Here is a 15,001-nt window from a genome sequence, read left to right as displayed (position 1 = left end):
CCCTGATCCGGGCATCGACCATTCCACCGGCACCGCGCAGTGGCTCGGCAACACCTGCCCGGCCACCTGAAGGAGTGAACATCAATCGGAGTTTGACCATCAACCCGCCTGCCTCGGCGGTTGCGGCTGCAACCTGGGCCAATCCCGAGACAGGTTTGGAGATGCGCCGCGGTCCTGGAAAGATGCGCGCCCGCATCCGCCCGGGCCCCCGGCGCTTACCGTCGGTACGGCGCCGACCTGCCCGTACGCCGTCTCCCCCGGAACCGCCCGGCAAACGCGCCGGATCCGCCTCCTCCGGCAGACTTTTCCGTATGCGCATCGAACTCGCCACCGAGCCCGGCGATCCCCAACGCCCAAACGAGGACTACGCATCGGTTGCCCTGCCCGCCGGTGGGCAGGGCGGAGTCCTGGTTCTGCTGGACGGGGTGACCCCGCCGGAGGGGGACTACGGCTGCCGCCATTCGGTTCCGTGGTTCACCGCGCGGCTCGGGGGCGCAATGCTCGAACTGTCGGGTTCACACCGGGATATGACGCTCACTGAGGCGCTCGCCGAGGCCATCTCCCGGACGGCCGACACCCATCGGACCTCGTGTGACCTTTCTCACGTCCGCACTCCACAGGCAACTGTCGTCGCCGCGCGGTGGTCCGACCGCACCGTGGAGCATCTGGTGCTGTCCGATTCCGTACTGCTTCTGGAGCACCCGGACGGATCGGTACATCCGGCGCTGGACCCCCGGCTGGACGAACTGCCCCCGGCCGTCCGCGCCCGGCGCGACGCCGTACGGGCGCTGCCCCGCGGCTCCGCCGAACGCGCCGCCGCGGGCCGGGAGTACGGCCGGGCGGTCGAGGCGCTGCGCAACGCCGAGGGCGGCTTCTTCACCGCGGCCGCGGATCCGGCGGTGGCCGGGCGCGCGGTCACGGGCAGCACCCCGCGCTCCGAGGTCCGCTCGCTGACGGCGCTGAGTGACGGCGCGGGCCGCTGGGTCGAGGTCTTCCGCGAGGGCTCCTGGGACCGGTGCGCGGCGCTGGTCGCCCGGGAGGGGCCGCAGGCGCTGATCGACCGGGTGCGGGCGGCGGAGGCGGCGGATCCGGAGGCCAGGTCGTATCCGCGGGGGAAGGCGCGGGACGACGCCTCGGTGATTTTTGTGGCGCCGTGACAAAGATTTCCGTGCCGCCGGGACCACACGGGCCCCGGCGGCGCCCGGTCAGCCCTCTTCCCCTTCCTGTTCCGCGTTGAGGCGGTGCAGGAGGCGGGCCAGTTCGGCGACCTCGGCGGGGTCCCAGGCGGCGAGGCGGCGGGCGTAGCGGGCGCGGCGGGCGGTGCGGACGCGGGTGAAGCGCTCGCGGCCCTCGTCGGTGATGCGTACCAGGACCGCCCGGCCGTCGGCGGGGTCCGGTTCGCGGGCGACGAGTCCGAGCTTTTCCAGGGCGTGCAGCTGGCGGCTCATGGTGGCCTTGCCGACGCCGAAGAAGGCGGCGAGTTCGGTGGCGCGCTGGGCTCCGGCATCGGCCAGCCGGACGAGCAGGCCATAGGCGGCCGGCTCAAGGTCGGGGTGGACCTCGCGCGCCAGCTCTCCGGACGAGGCACGGGCCCGGCGGAGGAATACCGCCAATTCGCGCTCCAGGGACAGGAATACGTGGTCCACACCAGTTTGTTCGCCGTCCGCCGTCATTCCGTCGGCTCCGGTGTTGTGCACGTCAGCGCCCTTTCCCGCTTTCCCTGCCTGAAAGTTTCTTTCGCCGGCGGCCGAAGCCGCAGCTCGGCCAGTATTTCGCAGGATTAGACCAACGGCAGCCCCCGCCCCCTCTTTTGTCACGCTGGTCTACGCGCGTACCGTCCTTTGTGGCATGGCCACACCAAGTGGGTAGCAAGTGGGTAGCAAGTAGGTACGCAGGTAAGCACGCAGGTACGTACCAGTGTCATGCCGGTCGATCCCCCCTCTTCGGACCACCCCCCTCAGGTCACTCGACCTTCCCCCCTCAGGTCACTCACCTAGATCCTCGAGATCTATGGAGGCACGTATGCCCGTGCTCAGATCCGGAGCCCCGCACCACCCCTACTCCCCCCGCCCCCACCGCCCGGCCCGTTCCCTGGCGACCGCCGCCGGGGCCCTGATGGCGGCCCTCTCCCTCCTGCTCGGCGCGTCCGGCACCGCGGGTGCCGCGGCCCCCGGGCGCGCGACCGAACCCAGCCACCCCGAACAGGACTGGGCCGGCTCCCAGATCGCCAAGCACGAGGGGCACGCGGCCGGTATCGCCGCGTCGCCGTCCTCGCTGGCGGCGTCCGTCGAGGGCGTGGACGTCAGCAGCCACAACGGCAATGTCGCCTGGTCGACGCTCTGGAACAGCGGGTCACGGTTCGCGTACGTCAAGGCGACCGAGTCCACCAGCTACACCAACCCGTACTTCGCGCAGCAGTACAACGGCTCCTACAACGCGGGGATGATCCGTGGCGCGTACCACTTCGCCACCCCCAACACCTCCAGCGGCGCCGCCCAGGCCAACTACTTCGTCGACCACGGCGGCGGCTGGTCCAAGGACGGCAAGACACTGCCCGGGGCGCTCGACATGGAGTACAACCCCTACGGCTCGACCTGCTACGGGCTGAGCGCGGCCGGGCTGGTGAACTGGATGAAGGACTGGTTCGCCACCTACAAGGCGCGCACCGGCCGGGACGCCGTCATCTACACCTCCACCAGCTGGTGGAAGCAGTGCACCGGCAACTCCACGGCCTTCGGCAGCATCAATCCGCTGTGGGTCCCGCGCTATGGCTCCTCGGTCGGCGAACTCCCGGCCGGCTGGGGCTTCCACACCATCTGGCAGTACACCTCCAGCGGTGCGACGGTCGGTGACCACAACCGCTTCAACGGCGCCCTGGACCGCCTCCAGGCCTTGGCCAACGGCTGACGCCTGACGCCTGACGGCGCCCCCTGGCGGCCGGCCCGTCCCTGGTGGGAGGGACGGGCCGGTTGGTGGCCGACCGGCCACCGCCGCCTCACGCCGCGACCGGCACCTCCGGCGCGGCACCGTTGGACGCCGGTACCAGCGCCAGCTCCAGGACCTGGCGGACGTCCGAGACCGGGTGCACCTCGAGGTCCTCGAGGATCTCGGCCGGCACGTCGTCCAGGTCCGGCTCGTTGCGCTTGGGAATGACCACCGTGGTGATCCCCGCGCGGTGCGCGGCGAGCAGCTTCTGCTTGACGCCGCCGATCGGCAGGACCCGGCCGGTCAGCGAGACCTCACCCGTCATCGCCACATCCGGTCGGACCTGGCGGCCCGACAGCAGCGAGGCCAGTGCGGTCGTCATCGTCACGCCCGCGCTCGGCCCGTCCTTGGGCACGGCACCGGCCGGTACGTGCAGATGCACCCCGCGCTCCTTCAGATCGCCGACCGGAAGCTCCAGTTCCGCGCCGTGCGAGCGGAGGAAGGAGAGCGCGATGTGCGCGGACTCCTTCATGACGTCGCCGAGCTGGCCGGTCAGCTGGAGGCCGGACGCACCGGTCTCGGGATCGGCGAGCGACGCCTCGACATAGAGCACATCGCCGCCCGCGCCGGTGACCGCGAGGCCGGTGACCACGCCGGGCACGGCCGTACGCCGCTCGGCCGGGTCCTGGGCGGCCTCCGGGGTGTGGTGCGGCCGTCCGATCAGCGGGCGCAGCTGGTCCACGCCGACGGTGAACGGCAGCTCCCGTTCGCCCAGTTCGTGCTGGGCCGCGACCTTGCGCAGCAGCCTGGAGACCGCCCGTTCGAGATTGCGTACGCCGGCCTCCCGGGTGTACTCGCCCGCCAGCTTGCGCAGCGCATCGTCCTCGAGGGTCACCTCGCCGGACTCCAGGCCCGCCCGCTCCAGCTGACGCGGCAGCAGGTGGTCCCGGGCGATGACGACCTTCTCGTCCTCGGTGTAGCCGTCCAGCCGGACCAGCTCCATCCGGTCGAGCAGCGGCTCGGGGATGGCTTCCAGGACATTGGCCGTGGCCAGGAAGACGACGTCGCTGAGGTCGAGTTCGACCTCCAGGTAGTGGTCGCGGAAGGTGTGGTTCTGCGCCGGGTCCAGGACCTCCAGGAGGGCGGCGGCCGGGTCGCCCCGGAAGTCCGAGCCCACCTTGTCGATCTCGTCGAGGAGGACGACCGGGTTCATGGAACCGGCCTCCTTGATGGCGCGGACGATCCGGCCGGGCAGCGCGCCGACGTAGGTACGGCGGTGCCCGCGGATCTCCGCTTCGTCCCGTACGCCGCCGAGCGCCACGCGGACGAACTTGCGGCCCATGGCACGGGCGACGGACTCCCCGAGCGAGGTCTTGCCGACCCCGGGCGGCCCCACGAGCGCCAGTACGGCTCCGCCGCGGCGGCCCCCCACCAGGCCGAGCCCGCGCTCGGACCGCCGCTTGCGGACCGCCAGATACTCGGTGATCCGCTCCTTGACGTCCTCCAGACCGGCGTGGTCGGCGTCCAGTACGTCCTTGGCGCCGGCGATGTCGTAGGCGTCCTCGGTCCGCTCGTTCCAGGGCAGTTCGAGGACGGTGTCCAGCCAGGTGCGGATCCAGGAGCCCTCGGGGCTCTGGTCGCTGGCCCGCTCCAGCTTGTCGACCTCCTTGAGGGCGGCCTTGCGGACGTCCTCGGGCAGATCGGCGGCCTCGACCCGGGCGCGGTAGTCGTCGCCCTCGTCCTCGGGATCGCCGTTCAACTCGGCCAGTTCCTTGCGCACCGCCTCCAGCTGGCGCCGCAGCAGGAACTCCCGCTGCTGCTTGTCGACGCCCTCCTGGACGTCCTTGGCGATGGACTCGGCGACGTCCTGCTCGGCGAGATGCCCGCGCAGGATGTCGGTGGCGGCCTTCAGCCGGGCGACCGGGTCGACGGTCTCCAGCAGCCGGACCTTCTGATCGGTGGTCAGGAACGGCAGGTAGCCGGCGTTGTCGGCGAGCGTGGAGACATCGTCGATGCCCTGCACACGGTCCACGACCTGCCAGGCACTGCGCTTCTTCAGCCAGCTGGTGGCCAGCGCCTTGTATTCGGTGACGAGTTCGCCGACCGCGCCGGGCAGCGGGGAGGGCACCTCCTCCGCGACGGTGGTCCCCTCCACCCACAGCGCGGCACCGGGCCCGGTCGTGCCGGAACCGATCCGCACCCGGCCGAGCCCCCGGATCAGCGCGCCGGGGTCGCCGTCGGACAGCCGCCCGACCTGCTCGATCCGGCCCAGCGTGCCGATCCCCGCGTAGTTCCCGTCGATCCGGGGCACAAGCAGCACCTTCGGCTTGTTACCCGAAGAGCCCGAGTCGGCGGCGGCCTGCGCGGCCTCCACCGCCGCCCGTACCTCCGCGTCGGAAAGGTCCAGAGGCACCACCATGCCCGGCAGTACGACCTCGTCATCGAGGGGCAGCACGGGCAGAGTGAGCGGTGTGGACGTCGATGCCATGATCTCCCCTTCGGCAAACAAGTTGAGCTTTACTCACTCAATGCCAGGGGTCCCGGAGATGTTCCCCGCCGTCCGTTCGCTGTCAGCGATCAGCCGCCGCGGCCGCGCCCTGCTACCAGTGCGCGGGACGGCTCAGGGCGGCCGGCAGCCTGGTGGCGGCGTCGCCCTTGGCCGCGTTGAGCTGGGACTGCGTCAGGAAGATGCTGCCGGTGAGGTCCGCGCCGCGCAGGTCGGCGTCCCGCAGGTCGGCACCGATCAGGTCGGCGGACCGCAGATCGGCGCCCTGGAGGTCGGCGGCGATCAGACACGCCCCGCGGAGGTTGGCGCCCCGCAGAGCGGCACCCTTCAGCCGGGCCCCGATGAGATCCGCCCCGCGCCGGTCCTTCTTCTTCCCCGGCACCTTGGCCCGTACGAGCTCGCTCGTGCGCAGCAGCAGCGCATTGACCTCGCCCCGGTGCGCGGGCATGTCCAGCGCGGCCAGCTCCTGGGCGGTGCCGCGGGTGAGGCGCTCGGTGGCGTCGAGCGCGCCGCGCAGGTCTGCGTGGAGCGCGGCAGGCAGCGCGGCGCCGGCCGCTCCGGTGGAGCCGGTGCTTGCACCGGTGGGCAGGGCCAGCGCCTCGGCGAGGTACCACAGCAGCTCGTGCAGCTGCCGCATGACGGGGAACGCCTCGAACATCTCGCGCGCCGTACCCGGCGCCCGTCGCCAGTCCTGGCCGCCGAAGGTGACCTGCGAGACCTTCTGGCCGGCCCCGAAACAGTCGAAGACGGTGCACCCGGAGAAGCCGCGCTGCCGCAGATCGGCGTGGATCCCGCAACGGAAGTCCGTCTGCAGGTTCCGGCAGGGCCGGCCGGCCTCCTTGTCGACCGCGAAGTCCGCCGAGGCCGCGAACGGCAGCGCAACGCAGCACAGCCCGAAGCAGCTGCCGCAGTCGGATTTCAGGCCAAGCGCGACGGGGTCGGGAGCGGGGTGTTCCTGGGCGCGGGACAAGGTGGGTGAACTCCTGTTGCGGGGTGGGTAAAGGGGTCGCACCGTGCGGGGACGGGAGGGCCATTCTCCCAGGCGCAGGCGGCTTCCTGGCCGGAATTAATCCCCTCCCGCGCGGTCCGGCGCGTCGGGCGCCCGGCGATGTCAGTGCCCGGTCCTAGCATCCGGAACATGAGCATGATCGGAGAGTACGCACGGGTCACGGCCGCCGAACTCGACCGGGCGACCGGCGATCCCGAGTGGGCGTTGAAGCTGGTCAGCGGGTGGTGGGAGACCGCCGGAGAAGAGGCGCAGGAGCCGGACGAGGCGCGCTGCCTCGACATCGACAAGGCCTGGGACGCGCTGGGCTTCCTGCTGCGCCGCGCGGGCTTCCCGGTGGATGTCGTCCACGGGGAGGAGGCCATAGCGGACGCCGAGGACTGGGGGTACGGACCGCCCCGCTACCTCGCCCCCGCCCGGGTGCGGGTGGCCGCCGACGCCATGGCCGAGCTGTCCGGCGCGAGCCTGGTGTCAGGCGTCGCCCCGGCCGAGCTCGCCGAGGCGGAGGTCTACCCGGTCATCGTCTGGCAGCGCGGCGAGTCCCTGGACTATGTGAGCGAGCACTACGAGCGGCTGCGGCTGTTCTTCCGTGCGGCGGCGGACGACGGGGAGGGGATGCTGATCTGGCTCGGCTGAGCCGTCGGCCGGGGCGACGCGGGGCGAGGGGCCAGGCGCCACAACTGCCGCCGGGGTGAGCCTGGTCGGGCCCGAGGCCCGCTTCCCCGCGTGCCTCCCCTCAGGCGTGTTGCGGCCGCAGCCGGGCGGGCCGGTCCCGCCACCGGCGCAGCAGGGGCCAGCTCGCGGCGCCCAGGGTGAGCGAGAGCAGATGGCCCCAGTCGGTCATCGGGTCGGCGTAGGCGAGCAGTCCGGTGATCACCAGATAGCCGGCGCCCGCCAGCAGCGGCCAGCGGCACCAGGCCGGGAGCAGTCCGGCGAGAGCGCCGATGCAGGTCATCACGCCGAAGCTGATGCCGTAGTCGAGGCGGGAGAGGGAGCTGTCGGGCAGCTGGCCGGCGGCGACCGAGAAGCCGACCGGGAGTTCGGTGGCGAGGGTGGCCAGCGCATGGCCGCCGAAGAAGACGGCGGCGGCGCGCAGGCCGCCGATCCGCCGCTCCAGGGCGGTGAGGGCGAAGAGGAGGGCGAGGGCGTAGCCGGAGGTCAGACCGCCCGCGACCCACAGGGCGGAGGCGACGAGCACCAGGAGCGGGGCCTGCGCCAGGTGGACGATGTCGGTGCTGGAGCCGCGGAGCAGCTCGGAGACCAGGGTGGGGTCGGCGTGTGCGGCGAAGAGCGAGGTGGCGGTGAGGACGGCGGCGTAGCCGAAGGTGAAGGGGGTGCCGGTGGGGGTGGGCAGCAGCCGCCAGGGCCGCGGGCGCGGGCGGCGGCCGGACGGTCCGGTTCCGTGGCGGGACGCCGACGGAGCCCCGCCGCGCTGCCGCGGAATCCCCGCGAGGACGCCCGGCCGCGCGGCAGCGGTGTCGGCCGGCGTGCTGTCGACGGTGTCCACCCAGCTCATACGGCGAGCCTCCTTCCGTCCCGGAGTACGTTGGCGACCACCCTGCACGCTCAACCCATGAGTGAGCTGTGGAGGTGAGATCCGTCACTCCGCTCAACCTTCATGAGATGTCTCACGTCCGGGGCGAAAGGGCCGGACGGCGCCTGGCGCAATCGGTTGGACCGTCGCCGCCGCCGTCGCCCAAGATGGCCCGCATGGCTCCCGTTCCTCCGCACCAGACGGCCGGCGCCCCGTTCGATCAGCAGGCACCGCGCACCCTCGACCGCCGCGAAGGCCCTTACGGCGAGGTGGTGTTGCGGCAGCGGGGCGGCGGACCCGGGCCCTGCGGAATCGCCGGGGAGCCCGCGGTCTACGAGATCATCGCCAACGGCTGCTTCCTGATGGACACCTCCGACGGCCGCTCCGAGCGGCTGCTGATGGATGCCGCGCTGGACGCCCTCCCCGCCGGCCGGCCGCGGCCCGCGGTTTTGATCGGCGGCCTGGGCGTCGGGTTCTCGCTGGCCCGGGCGGCGGCCGAGCCGCGCTGGGGCCGGATCGCCGTCGTCGAGCGGGAGGAAGCAGTGATCGACTGGCACCGTACGGGCCCCTTGTCGGCGGTCTCGGCGGACTCGCTGAGCGACCCCCGTACCGAGATCCTGAACACCGACCTCGTCGCGTATCTCCACGCCGGCGGGGCCCCGTTCGACGCTTTGTGCCTGGACATCGACAACGGCCCCGACTGGACCGTCACCGACGACAACACCGGCCTCTACTCCCCCTCCGGTCTCGCCGCCTGTCACGAGCGGCTGACGCCGGGCGGGGTGCTCGCCGTATGGTCCGCCCAGCCGTCGTCCGCCTTCGAGCAGGCGCTACGGAATGCCGGATTCGTTGGGGTACGCACGGAAGAGATCGCCGTTGCCCGAGGTGTCCCCGACGCGGTGCATCTTGCGCGCAAGGGCGCGTAGCCGACAGTGACGGCATGGCTTTACGCTGCTGCCCAGTAAGACGCGACCACGCAGGGGCAATGCAGGGGCGGGCGATGGACCAGACTCAGACAAGCCAGGGCGGCGCCGCCGCGGCCACGCCGGGCGCCCAGCGCCGGGTGCTGGTCGTGGAGGACGACCCGACGATCGTCGACGCCATCGCGGCCCGGCTGCGCGCCGAGGGCTTCCAGGTGCAGACGGCCACGGACGGCCCGGCCGCGGTGGACACCGCCGAGGCCTGGCAGCCCGATCTGCTGGTTCTCGATGTGATGCTGCCGGGCTTCGACGGCCTGGAGGTGTGCCGCCGGGTCCAGGCCCAGCGGCCGGTGCCGGTGATGATGCTCACGGCGCGGGACGACGAGACCGACATGCTGGTCGGCCTCGGTGTCGGCGCCGACGACTACATGACCAAGCCGTTCTCCATGCGGGAGCTGGCGGCGCGGGTGCATGTCCTGCTGCGCCGGGTGGAGCGGGCCGCGCTGGCCGCGCATACGCCGCGCAGCGGGATCCTGCGCCTGGGCGAGCTGGAGATCGACCATGCGCAGCGCCGGGTGCGGGTGCGCGGCGCGGACGTCCATCTGACGCCGACCGAGTTCGATCTGCTGGTCTGCCTGGCGAACACCCCGCGCGCGGTGCTCTCCCGTGAGCAGCTGCTGGCCGAGGTGTGGGACTGGGCGGACGCCTCCGGCACCCGTACGGTCGACAGCCACATCAAGGCGCTGCGCCGCAAGATCGGTGCCGAGCGCATCCGTACGGTCCACGGCGTCGGCTACGCCCTGGAGACCCCGGCCGCATGATGCGGCGCCGGCAGTGGCGGGTCCCCACGCGGGGCCTGTGGGAGCGGATCTGGGAGGGGCTGCGGCCGCTGGATCCCTACCGCTCCGTCAAGGCGGCGCTCGGTGCGCTGGTCATCGTCTCGGTGATCATCACCACGCTGCTCGTGTTCGTGGCGATCGCCTCCGCGACCGAGCTGCGGGTGATCACGGTCTTCTCGATCATCGCGTCGTTGCTGATCACCCAGTTCGTGGCGAACAACCTGACGGCGCCGCTCGGCGAGATGACGGACGTCACCCGGTCGATGGCACACGGTGACTACTCGCGGCGGGTGCGCTCCGACCGGCGGGACGAGTTCGGGGACCTGGCGGAGGCCTTCAACCGCATGGCGGCCGACCTGGAGGCGGTGGACACCCACCGCAAGGAGCTGGTCGCCAATGTCTCGCACGAGCTGCGCACGCCCATCGCCGCGCTGCGGGCGGTGCTGGAGAACGTCGTCGACGGGGTCTGCGAGCCGGATCCGGAGACGATGCGCACGGCGCTGAAGCAGACCGAGCGGCTGGGCCGCCTGGTCGAGCACCTCCTGGACCTGTCCCGGCTGGACAACGGCGTGGTGCCGCTGCACGCCCGGCGCTTCGAGGTCTGGCCGTACCTGTCGGGGGTGCTCAAGGAGGCCAATATGAGCCGGGGCGCCTCGACCCTGGCCGGGGTCGCCGGAACGGGCACCCACACCCGTACGGACGTCCATCTGCACCTCGATGTCTCGCCGCCGGAGCTGACCGCGCACGCGGACGCCGAGCGGCTGCACCAGGTCGTGGCGAATCTCATCGACAACGCGATCAAGCACAGCCCCCGGCACGGCCGGGTCACGGTGCATGCGCGGCGCGGCGAGGGGCCGGAGAGCCTGGAGCTGGAGGTGCAGGACGAGGGCCCCGGGATTCCCGCGTCCGAGCGCTACCGGGTCTTCGAGCGGTTCAACCGCGGCGGACCGGCGGCGTCCGGCCCGGGCAGCGACGGCGGCACGGGCCTGGGCCTGGCCATTGCCCGCTGGGCGGTGGATCTGCACGGCGGACGGATCGGGGTGGCCGAATCTCCTCGTGGCTGCCGGATCCGGGTCACCCTTCCGGGGCTGGAGTCGGCTCGGAGCTGACGGCTCGCGGCGGCCGCTGACGTAGGGTCGAAGGCGGACGTACCCATTCCGGGCTCATTCCGGGCTCATCTCGGGCTCCCGCAAGGGGTGCGACCGCTGTGAGCCATACCCGCACGCGGGCAAACTTCGTGTGTTTCCCGCCAAGTCGTGCGCTGAAACCCGTCGAGGAATGTGACGTGTACGACGAGTAGCCCTCCCGGACTGCACCAATGGTCACAAGAGGCGTAGCCTTTATTCCCGCTGTCCACCACCTTTAGGAAGCGGAAGAGGGCGGTTGCCGCCGTGTCGCTACAGTCCCCCAACAGTGCGAGTGTCTCGAGTGACCAAGAGGGGCAGGGCAAGAACCCTGCTGCCGCTTTCGGTCCGAATGAGTGGCTCGTCGACGAGATCTACCAGCAGTACCTCCAGGACCCGAACTCGGTAGACCGAGCCTGGTGGGACTTCTTTGCCGATTACAAGCCGGGCGGCGCCACCGCGCCGAGCCAGCCGGCGGAGGGCTCGGCCCCCGCTCCGGCCGCCCCGGCGCCGTCCGCTCCGGCCGCGCCGCCTGCGGCCCCGGCCGCGAAGCCGGTGACCCCGGCCGCTCCGGCCGCCGCGAAGCCGGCAGCCAAGGCCCCCGCCGCACCGGCCAAGCCGGCGGAGAAGCCCGCCGCGAAGCCCGCGGCCGCGAAGCCGGCCACCGAGGAGGTCCTGGCCCCCGGCGGTCCCGAGTTCGTCACCCTGCGCGGCCCGTCCGCCGCCGTTGCGAAGAACATGAACGCCTCCCTGGAGCTGCCGACGGCCACGTCCGTCCGCGCCGTCCCGGTGAAGCTGCTGTTCGACAACCGCATCGTCATCAACAACCACCTCAAGCGCGCCCGCGGCGGGAAGGTCTCCTTCACGCACCTGATCGGGTACGCGATGGTGCAGGCCCTCAAGGCCATGCCGTCGATGAACAACTCCTTCGCGGTGAAGGACGGCAAGCCGACGCTGGTCAAGCCGCCGCACATCAACCTCGGCCTGGCCATCGACCTGGTGAAGCCGGGCGGCGAGCGCCAGCTGGTCGTCGCGGCGATCAAGAAAGCCGAGACGCTCTCCTTCTTCGAGTTCTGGCAGGCCTACGAGGACATCGTCCGCCGGGCCCGCGACAACAAGCTGACGATGGACGACTTCACCGGAGTCACCGCGTCGCTGACGAACCCGGGCGGCATCGGCACCGTGCACTCCGTGCCCCGCCTGATGCCCGGCCAGTCCATGATCATGGGCGTCGGCGCGATGGACTACCCCGCCGAGTTCCAGGGCACCTCGCAGGACGCCCTGAACAAGATGGGCATCTCCAAGGTCATGACGCTGACCAGCACCTATGACCACCGGGTGATCCAGGGCGCCGCCTCCGGCGAGTTCCTGCGCGTCATGAGCCAGCTGCTGCTCGGCGGGAACGAATTCTTCGACGAGATCTTCAAGTCGCTGCGGATTCCCTACGAGCCGGTCCGCTGGCTGCGCGACATCGACGTCTCGCACGACGACGACGTCACCAAGGCCGCGCGGGTCTTCGACCTGATCCACTCCTACCGGGTCCGCGGCCACGTCATGGCCGACACCGACCCGCTGGAGTACCACCAGCGCAAGCACCCCGACCTCGACATCATCGAGCACGGCCTCACCCTGTGGGACCTGGAGCGCGAGTTCGCGGTCGGTGGCTTCGCCGGCAAGTCCATGATGAAGCTGCGCGACATCCTGGGCGTGCTGCGGGACTCGTACTGCCGCACCACCGGCATCGAGTTCATGCACATCCAGGACCCCAAGCAGCGCAAGTGGATCCAGGACCGCGTCGAGCGCACCCACAAGTCGCCCGAGCGCGACGAGCAGCTGCGCATCCTGCGCCGGCTGAACTCCGCCGAGGCGTTCGAGACGTTCCTGCAGACCAAGTACGTCGGCCAGAAGCGCTTCTCGCTGGAGGGCGGCGAGTCCGTCATCCCGCTGCTGGACGCGGTCATCGACTCCGCCGCCGAATCGCGGCTGGACGAGTGCGTCATCGGCATGGCCCACCGCGGCCGCCTCAACGTCCTGGCGAACATCGTCGGCAAGTCCTACGCGCAGATCTTCCGCGAGTTCGAGGGCAACCTCGACCCGAAGTCGATGCACGGCTCCGGCGACGTGAAGTACCACCTGGGCGCCGAGGGCACGTTCACCGGCCTGGACGGCGAGCAGATCAAGGTCTCGCTCACCGCCAACCCCTCCCACCTGGAGGCCGTGGACCCGGTCGTCGAGGGTGTCGCGCGCGCCAAGCAGGACATCATCGGCAAGGGCGGCACGGACTTCACGGTCCTGCCGATCCAGCTGCACGGTGACGCGGCGTTCGCCGGCCAGGGCGTGGTCGCCGAGACGCTGAACATGTCGCAGCTGCGCGGCTACCGCACCGGCGGCACGGTGCACGTCGTCATCAACAACCAGGTCGGCTTCACCGCCGCCCCGGAGTCGTCGCGCTCGTCCATGTACGCCACCGACGTGGCCCGCATGATCGAGGCGCCGATCTTCCACGTCAACGGCGACGACCCCGAGGCCGTCGTCCGCGTTGCCCGTCTGGCCTTCGAGTTCCGCCAGGCGTTCAACAAGGACGTCGTCATCGACCTGATCTGCTACCGCCGCCGCGGTCACAACGAGTCGGACAACCCGGCGTTCACCCAGCCGCTGATGTACGACCTGATCGACAAGAAGCGCTCGGTGCGCAAGCTCTACACCGAGTCCCTCATCGGTCGCGGCGACATCACCCTCGAAGAGGCGGAGCAGGCGCTCCAGGACTTCCAGGGCCAGCTGGAGAAGGTCTTCACCGAGGTCCGCGACGCCACCACGGCCCCGGCCGTGCCCGAGGTGCCGCAGCCCAAGGCCGAGTTCCCGGTCTCCGTGGACACCGCGATCTCCCAGGAGGTCGTCAAGCGGATCGCCGAGTCGCAGGTCAACATCCCCGAGCACATCACCGTGCACCCGCGCCTGCTGCCGCAGCTGCAGCGCCGTGCGGGCCAGGTCGAGGACGACACGATCGACTGGGGCATGGGCGAGACCCTCGCCGTCGGTTCGCTGCTGATGGAGGGCACCCCGGTCCGGCTCGCCGGCCAGGACTCCCGCCGCGGCACGTTCGGCCAGCGCCACGCGGTCCTCATCGACCGCGAGACCGGCGAGGACTACACGCCGCTGCTCTACCTCTCCGAGGACCAGGCCCGCTACAACATCTACGACTCGCTGCTCAGCGAGTACGCGGCGATGGGCTTCGAGTACGGCTACTCGCTGGCCCGCCCCGAGGCGCTGGTCATGTGGGAGGCGCAGTTCGGTGACTTCGTCAACGGCGCGCAGACCATCGTCGACGAGTTCATCTCCTCGGCGGAGCAGAAGTGGGGCCAGACCTCCGGCGTCACCCTGCTGCTGCCGCACGGCTACGAGGGCCAGGGCCCGGACCACTCCTCGGCCCGGATCGAGCGCTTCCTCCAGCTGTGCGCGCAGAACAACATGACGGTCGCCATGCCGACGCTCCCGTCGAACTACTTCCACCTGCTGCGCTGGCAGGTCCACAACCCGCACCACAAGCCGCTGGTCGTCTTCACCCCGAAGTCGATGCTGCGTCTGAAGGCGGCGGCGTCGAAGACGGAAGAGTTCACCACGGGCGGCTTCCGTCCCGTCATCGGCGACTCGTCGGTCAAGCCCGAGGACGTCCGCAAGATCGTCTTCTGCTCCGGCAAGCTCTACTACGACCTGGAGGCGGAGCGGGAGAAGCGCGGCGCGCACGACACCGCGATCGTGCGTCTCGAGCGGCTCTACCCGCTGCCCGGCAAGGAGCTCCAGGCGGAGATCGCCAAGTTCCCGAACGCCGAGAAGTACCTGTGGGCCCAGGAGGAGCCGGCGAACCAGGGTGCCTGGCCGTTCCTCGGCCTCAACCTGATCGACGCCCTGGACCTGGCCGTCGGCGCGGATGTCCCGCACGGTGAGCGCCTGCGCCGCATCTCGCGGCCGCACGGCTCCTCGCCCGCGGTCGGCTCCGCCAAGCGGCACCAGGCCGAGCAGGCACAGCTGGTGGCGGAGGTCTTCGACGCGTAACCGTCGAGTCCGCCCGTAGCGCACGAAGGGCCCGTTCCCACGGAAGTGGGGGCGGGCCCTTCGGGCTGTCCGGGGCGCGACCCGCGCACGGGGT

The 15,001-nt window shown here is 71.1% G+C and carries 11 protein-coding genes; 7 read left to right on the top strand and 4 right to left on the bottom strand.

The window, feature by feature from the left end; translation table 11 throughout:
• Positions 1 to 311 precede the first annotated feature (311 nt).
• Positions 312 to 1,157 carry a protein phosphatase 2C domain-containing protein gene (locus ACIRPT_RS18690; RefSeq protein ID WP_403828271.1) on the top strand — a complete coding sequence of 282 codons (846 nt, stop codon included), beginning with the start codon at positions 312 to 314 and terminating at the stop codon, positions 1,155 to 1,157.
• Between the two features lie 48 nt (positions 1,158 to 1,205).
• Here ACIRPT_RS18690 and ACIRPT_RS18685 read toward each other — a convergent pair whose 3' ends face one another.
• The gene (locus ACIRPT_RS18685) at positions 1,206 to 1,673 is read right to left on the bottom strand and encodes a MarR family winged helix-turn-helix transcriptional regulator (protein ID WP_403828637.1); all 468 of its coding nucleotides are present in this window, start codon (positions 1,671 to 1,673) and stop codon (positions 1,206 to 1,208) included.
• A gap of 349 nt (positions 1,674 to 2,022) precedes the next feature.
• Here ACIRPT_RS18685 and ACIRPT_RS18680 point away from each other — a divergent pair, with 349 nt between their 5' ends.
• A complete protein-coding gene (locus ACIRPT_RS18680) occupies positions 2,023 to 2,907 on the top strand; it encodes a lysozyme (RefSeq protein WP_403828269.1) in 885 nt (294 codons plus the stop codon).
• 88 nt (positions 2,908 to 2,995) lie between these two features.
• Here ACIRPT_RS18680 and lon read toward each other — a convergent pair whose 3' ends face one another.
• Positions 2,996 to 5,413 (bottom strand): endopeptidase La, encoded by a 2,418-nt coding sequence (lon, locus tag ACIRPT_RS18675; RefSeq protein ID WP_403828267.1) that lies wholly within the window; start codon positions 5,411 to 5,413, stop codon positions 2,996 to 2,998.
• 112 nt (positions 5,414 to 5,525) lie between these two features.
• The gene (locus ACIRPT_RS18670; protein ID WP_403828265.1) at positions 5,526 to 6,401 is read right to left on the bottom strand and encodes a pentapeptide repeat-containing protein; all 876 of its coding nucleotides are present in this window, start codon (positions 6,399 to 6,401) and stop codon (positions 5,526 to 5,528) included.
• 168 nt (positions 6,402 to 6,569) lie between these two features.
• Between ACIRPT_RS18670 and ACIRPT_RS18665 the strand changes: the two genes are divergently transcribed.
• Positions 6,570 to 7,073 (top strand): YfbM family protein, encoded by a 504-nt coding sequence (locus tag ACIRPT_RS18665; protein WP_403828264.1) that lies wholly within the window; start codon positions 6,570 to 6,572, stop codon positions 7,071 to 7,073.
• A gap of 100 nt (positions 7,074 to 7,173) precedes the next feature.
• Here ACIRPT_RS18665 and ACIRPT_RS18660 read toward each other — a convergent pair whose 3' ends face one another.
• Positions 7,174 to 7,953 (bottom strand): rhomboid-like protein, encoded by a 780-nt coding sequence (locus ACIRPT_RS18660; protein ID WP_403501479.1) that lies wholly within the window; start codon positions 7,951 to 7,953, stop codon positions 7,174 to 7,176.
• Between the two features lie 194 nt (positions 7,954 to 8,147).
• Between ACIRPT_RS18660 and ACIRPT_RS18655 the strand changes: the two genes are divergently transcribed.
• The 4 genes from ACIRPT_RS18655 (at position 8,148) to ACIRPT_RS18640 (ending at position 14,907) form a co-directional block, all read left to right on the top strand.
• Positions 8,148 to 8,897 carry a spermidine synthase gene (locus ACIRPT_RS18655; protein ID WP_403828263.1) on the top strand — a complete coding sequence of 250 codons (750 nt, stop codon included), beginning with the start codon at positions 8,148 to 8,150 and terminating at the stop codon, positions 8,895 to 8,897.
• A 74-nt stretch (positions 8,898 to 8,971) separates the two neighbouring features.
• A complete protein-coding gene (locus ACIRPT_RS18650) occupies positions 8,972 to 9,712 on the top strand; it encodes a response regulator transcription factor (RefSeq protein WP_403501473.1) in 741 nt (246 codons plus the stop codon).
• Positions 9,709 to 10,839: a sensor histidine kinase gene (locus tag ACIRPT_RS18645; RefSeq protein ID WP_403828260.1), complete on the top strand. Its 1,131-nt coding sequence runs from the start codon at positions 9,709 to 9,711 to the stop codon at positions 10,837 to 10,839. Before ACIRPT_RS18650 ends, ACIRPT_RS18645 begins: the two co-directional genes overlap by 4 nt.
• 282 nt (positions 10,840 to 11,121) lie before the next feature.
• Positions 11,122 to 14,907, top strand: a complete 3,786-nt coding sequence (locus ACIRPT_RS18640) for a multifunctional oxoglutarate decarboxylase/oxoglutarate dehydrogenase thiamine pyrophosphate-binding subunit/dihydrolipoyllysine-residue succinyltransferase subunit (RefSeq protein WP_403828258.1) — start codon at positions 11,122 to 11,124, stop codon at positions 14,905 to 14,907.
• Positions 14,908 to 15,001: the final 94 nt, after the last annotated feature.

The organism is Streptomyces sp. NPDC101227 (genome assembly GCF_044767545.1).
Taxonomy (GTDB): Bacteria; Actinomycetota; Actinomycetes; order Streptomycetales; family Streptomycetaceae; genus Streptomyces.
The sequence above is the reverse complement of the archived record's forward strand: the minus strand, read 5'-3'. Positions and strand labels throughout refer to the sequence as shown.

Coding starts and splice junctions, on each gene's coding strand:
- ACIRPT_RS18690 (WP_403828271.1), top strand. CDS start 312: ATGCGCATCGAACTCGCCACCGAGCCCGGCGATCCCCAACGCCCAAAC.
- ACIRPT_RS18685 (WP_403828637.1), bottom strand. CDS start 1,673: ATGACGGCGGACGGCGAACAAACTGGTGTGGACCACGTATTCCTGTCC.
- ACIRPT_RS18680 (WP_403828269.1), top strand. CDS start 2,023: ATGCCCGTGCTCAGATCCGGAGCCCCGCACCACCCCTACTCCCCCCGC.
- lon (WP_403828267.1), bottom strand. CDS start 5,413: ATGGCATCGACGTCCACACCGCTCACTCTGCCCGTGCTGCCCCTCGAT.
- ACIRPT_RS18665 (WP_403828264.1), top strand. CDS start 6,570: ATGAGCATGATCGGAGAGTACGCACGGGTCACGGCCGCCGAACTCGAC.
- ACIRPT_RS18660 (WP_403501479.1), bottom strand. CDS start 7,953: ATGAGCTGGGTGGACACCGTCGACAGCACGCCGGCCGACACCGCTGCC.
- ACIRPT_RS18655 (WP_403828263.1), top strand. CDS start 8,148: ATGGCTCCCGTTCCTCCGCACCAGACGGCCGGCGCCCCGTTCGATCAG.
- ACIRPT_RS18650 (WP_403501473.1), top strand. CDS start 8,972: ATGGACCAGACTCAGACAAGCCAGGGCGGCGCCGCCGCGGCCACGCCG.
- ACIRPT_RS18645 (WP_403828260.1), top strand. CDS start 9,709: ATGATGCGGCGCCGGCAGTGGCGGGTCCCCACGCGGGGCCTGTGGGAG.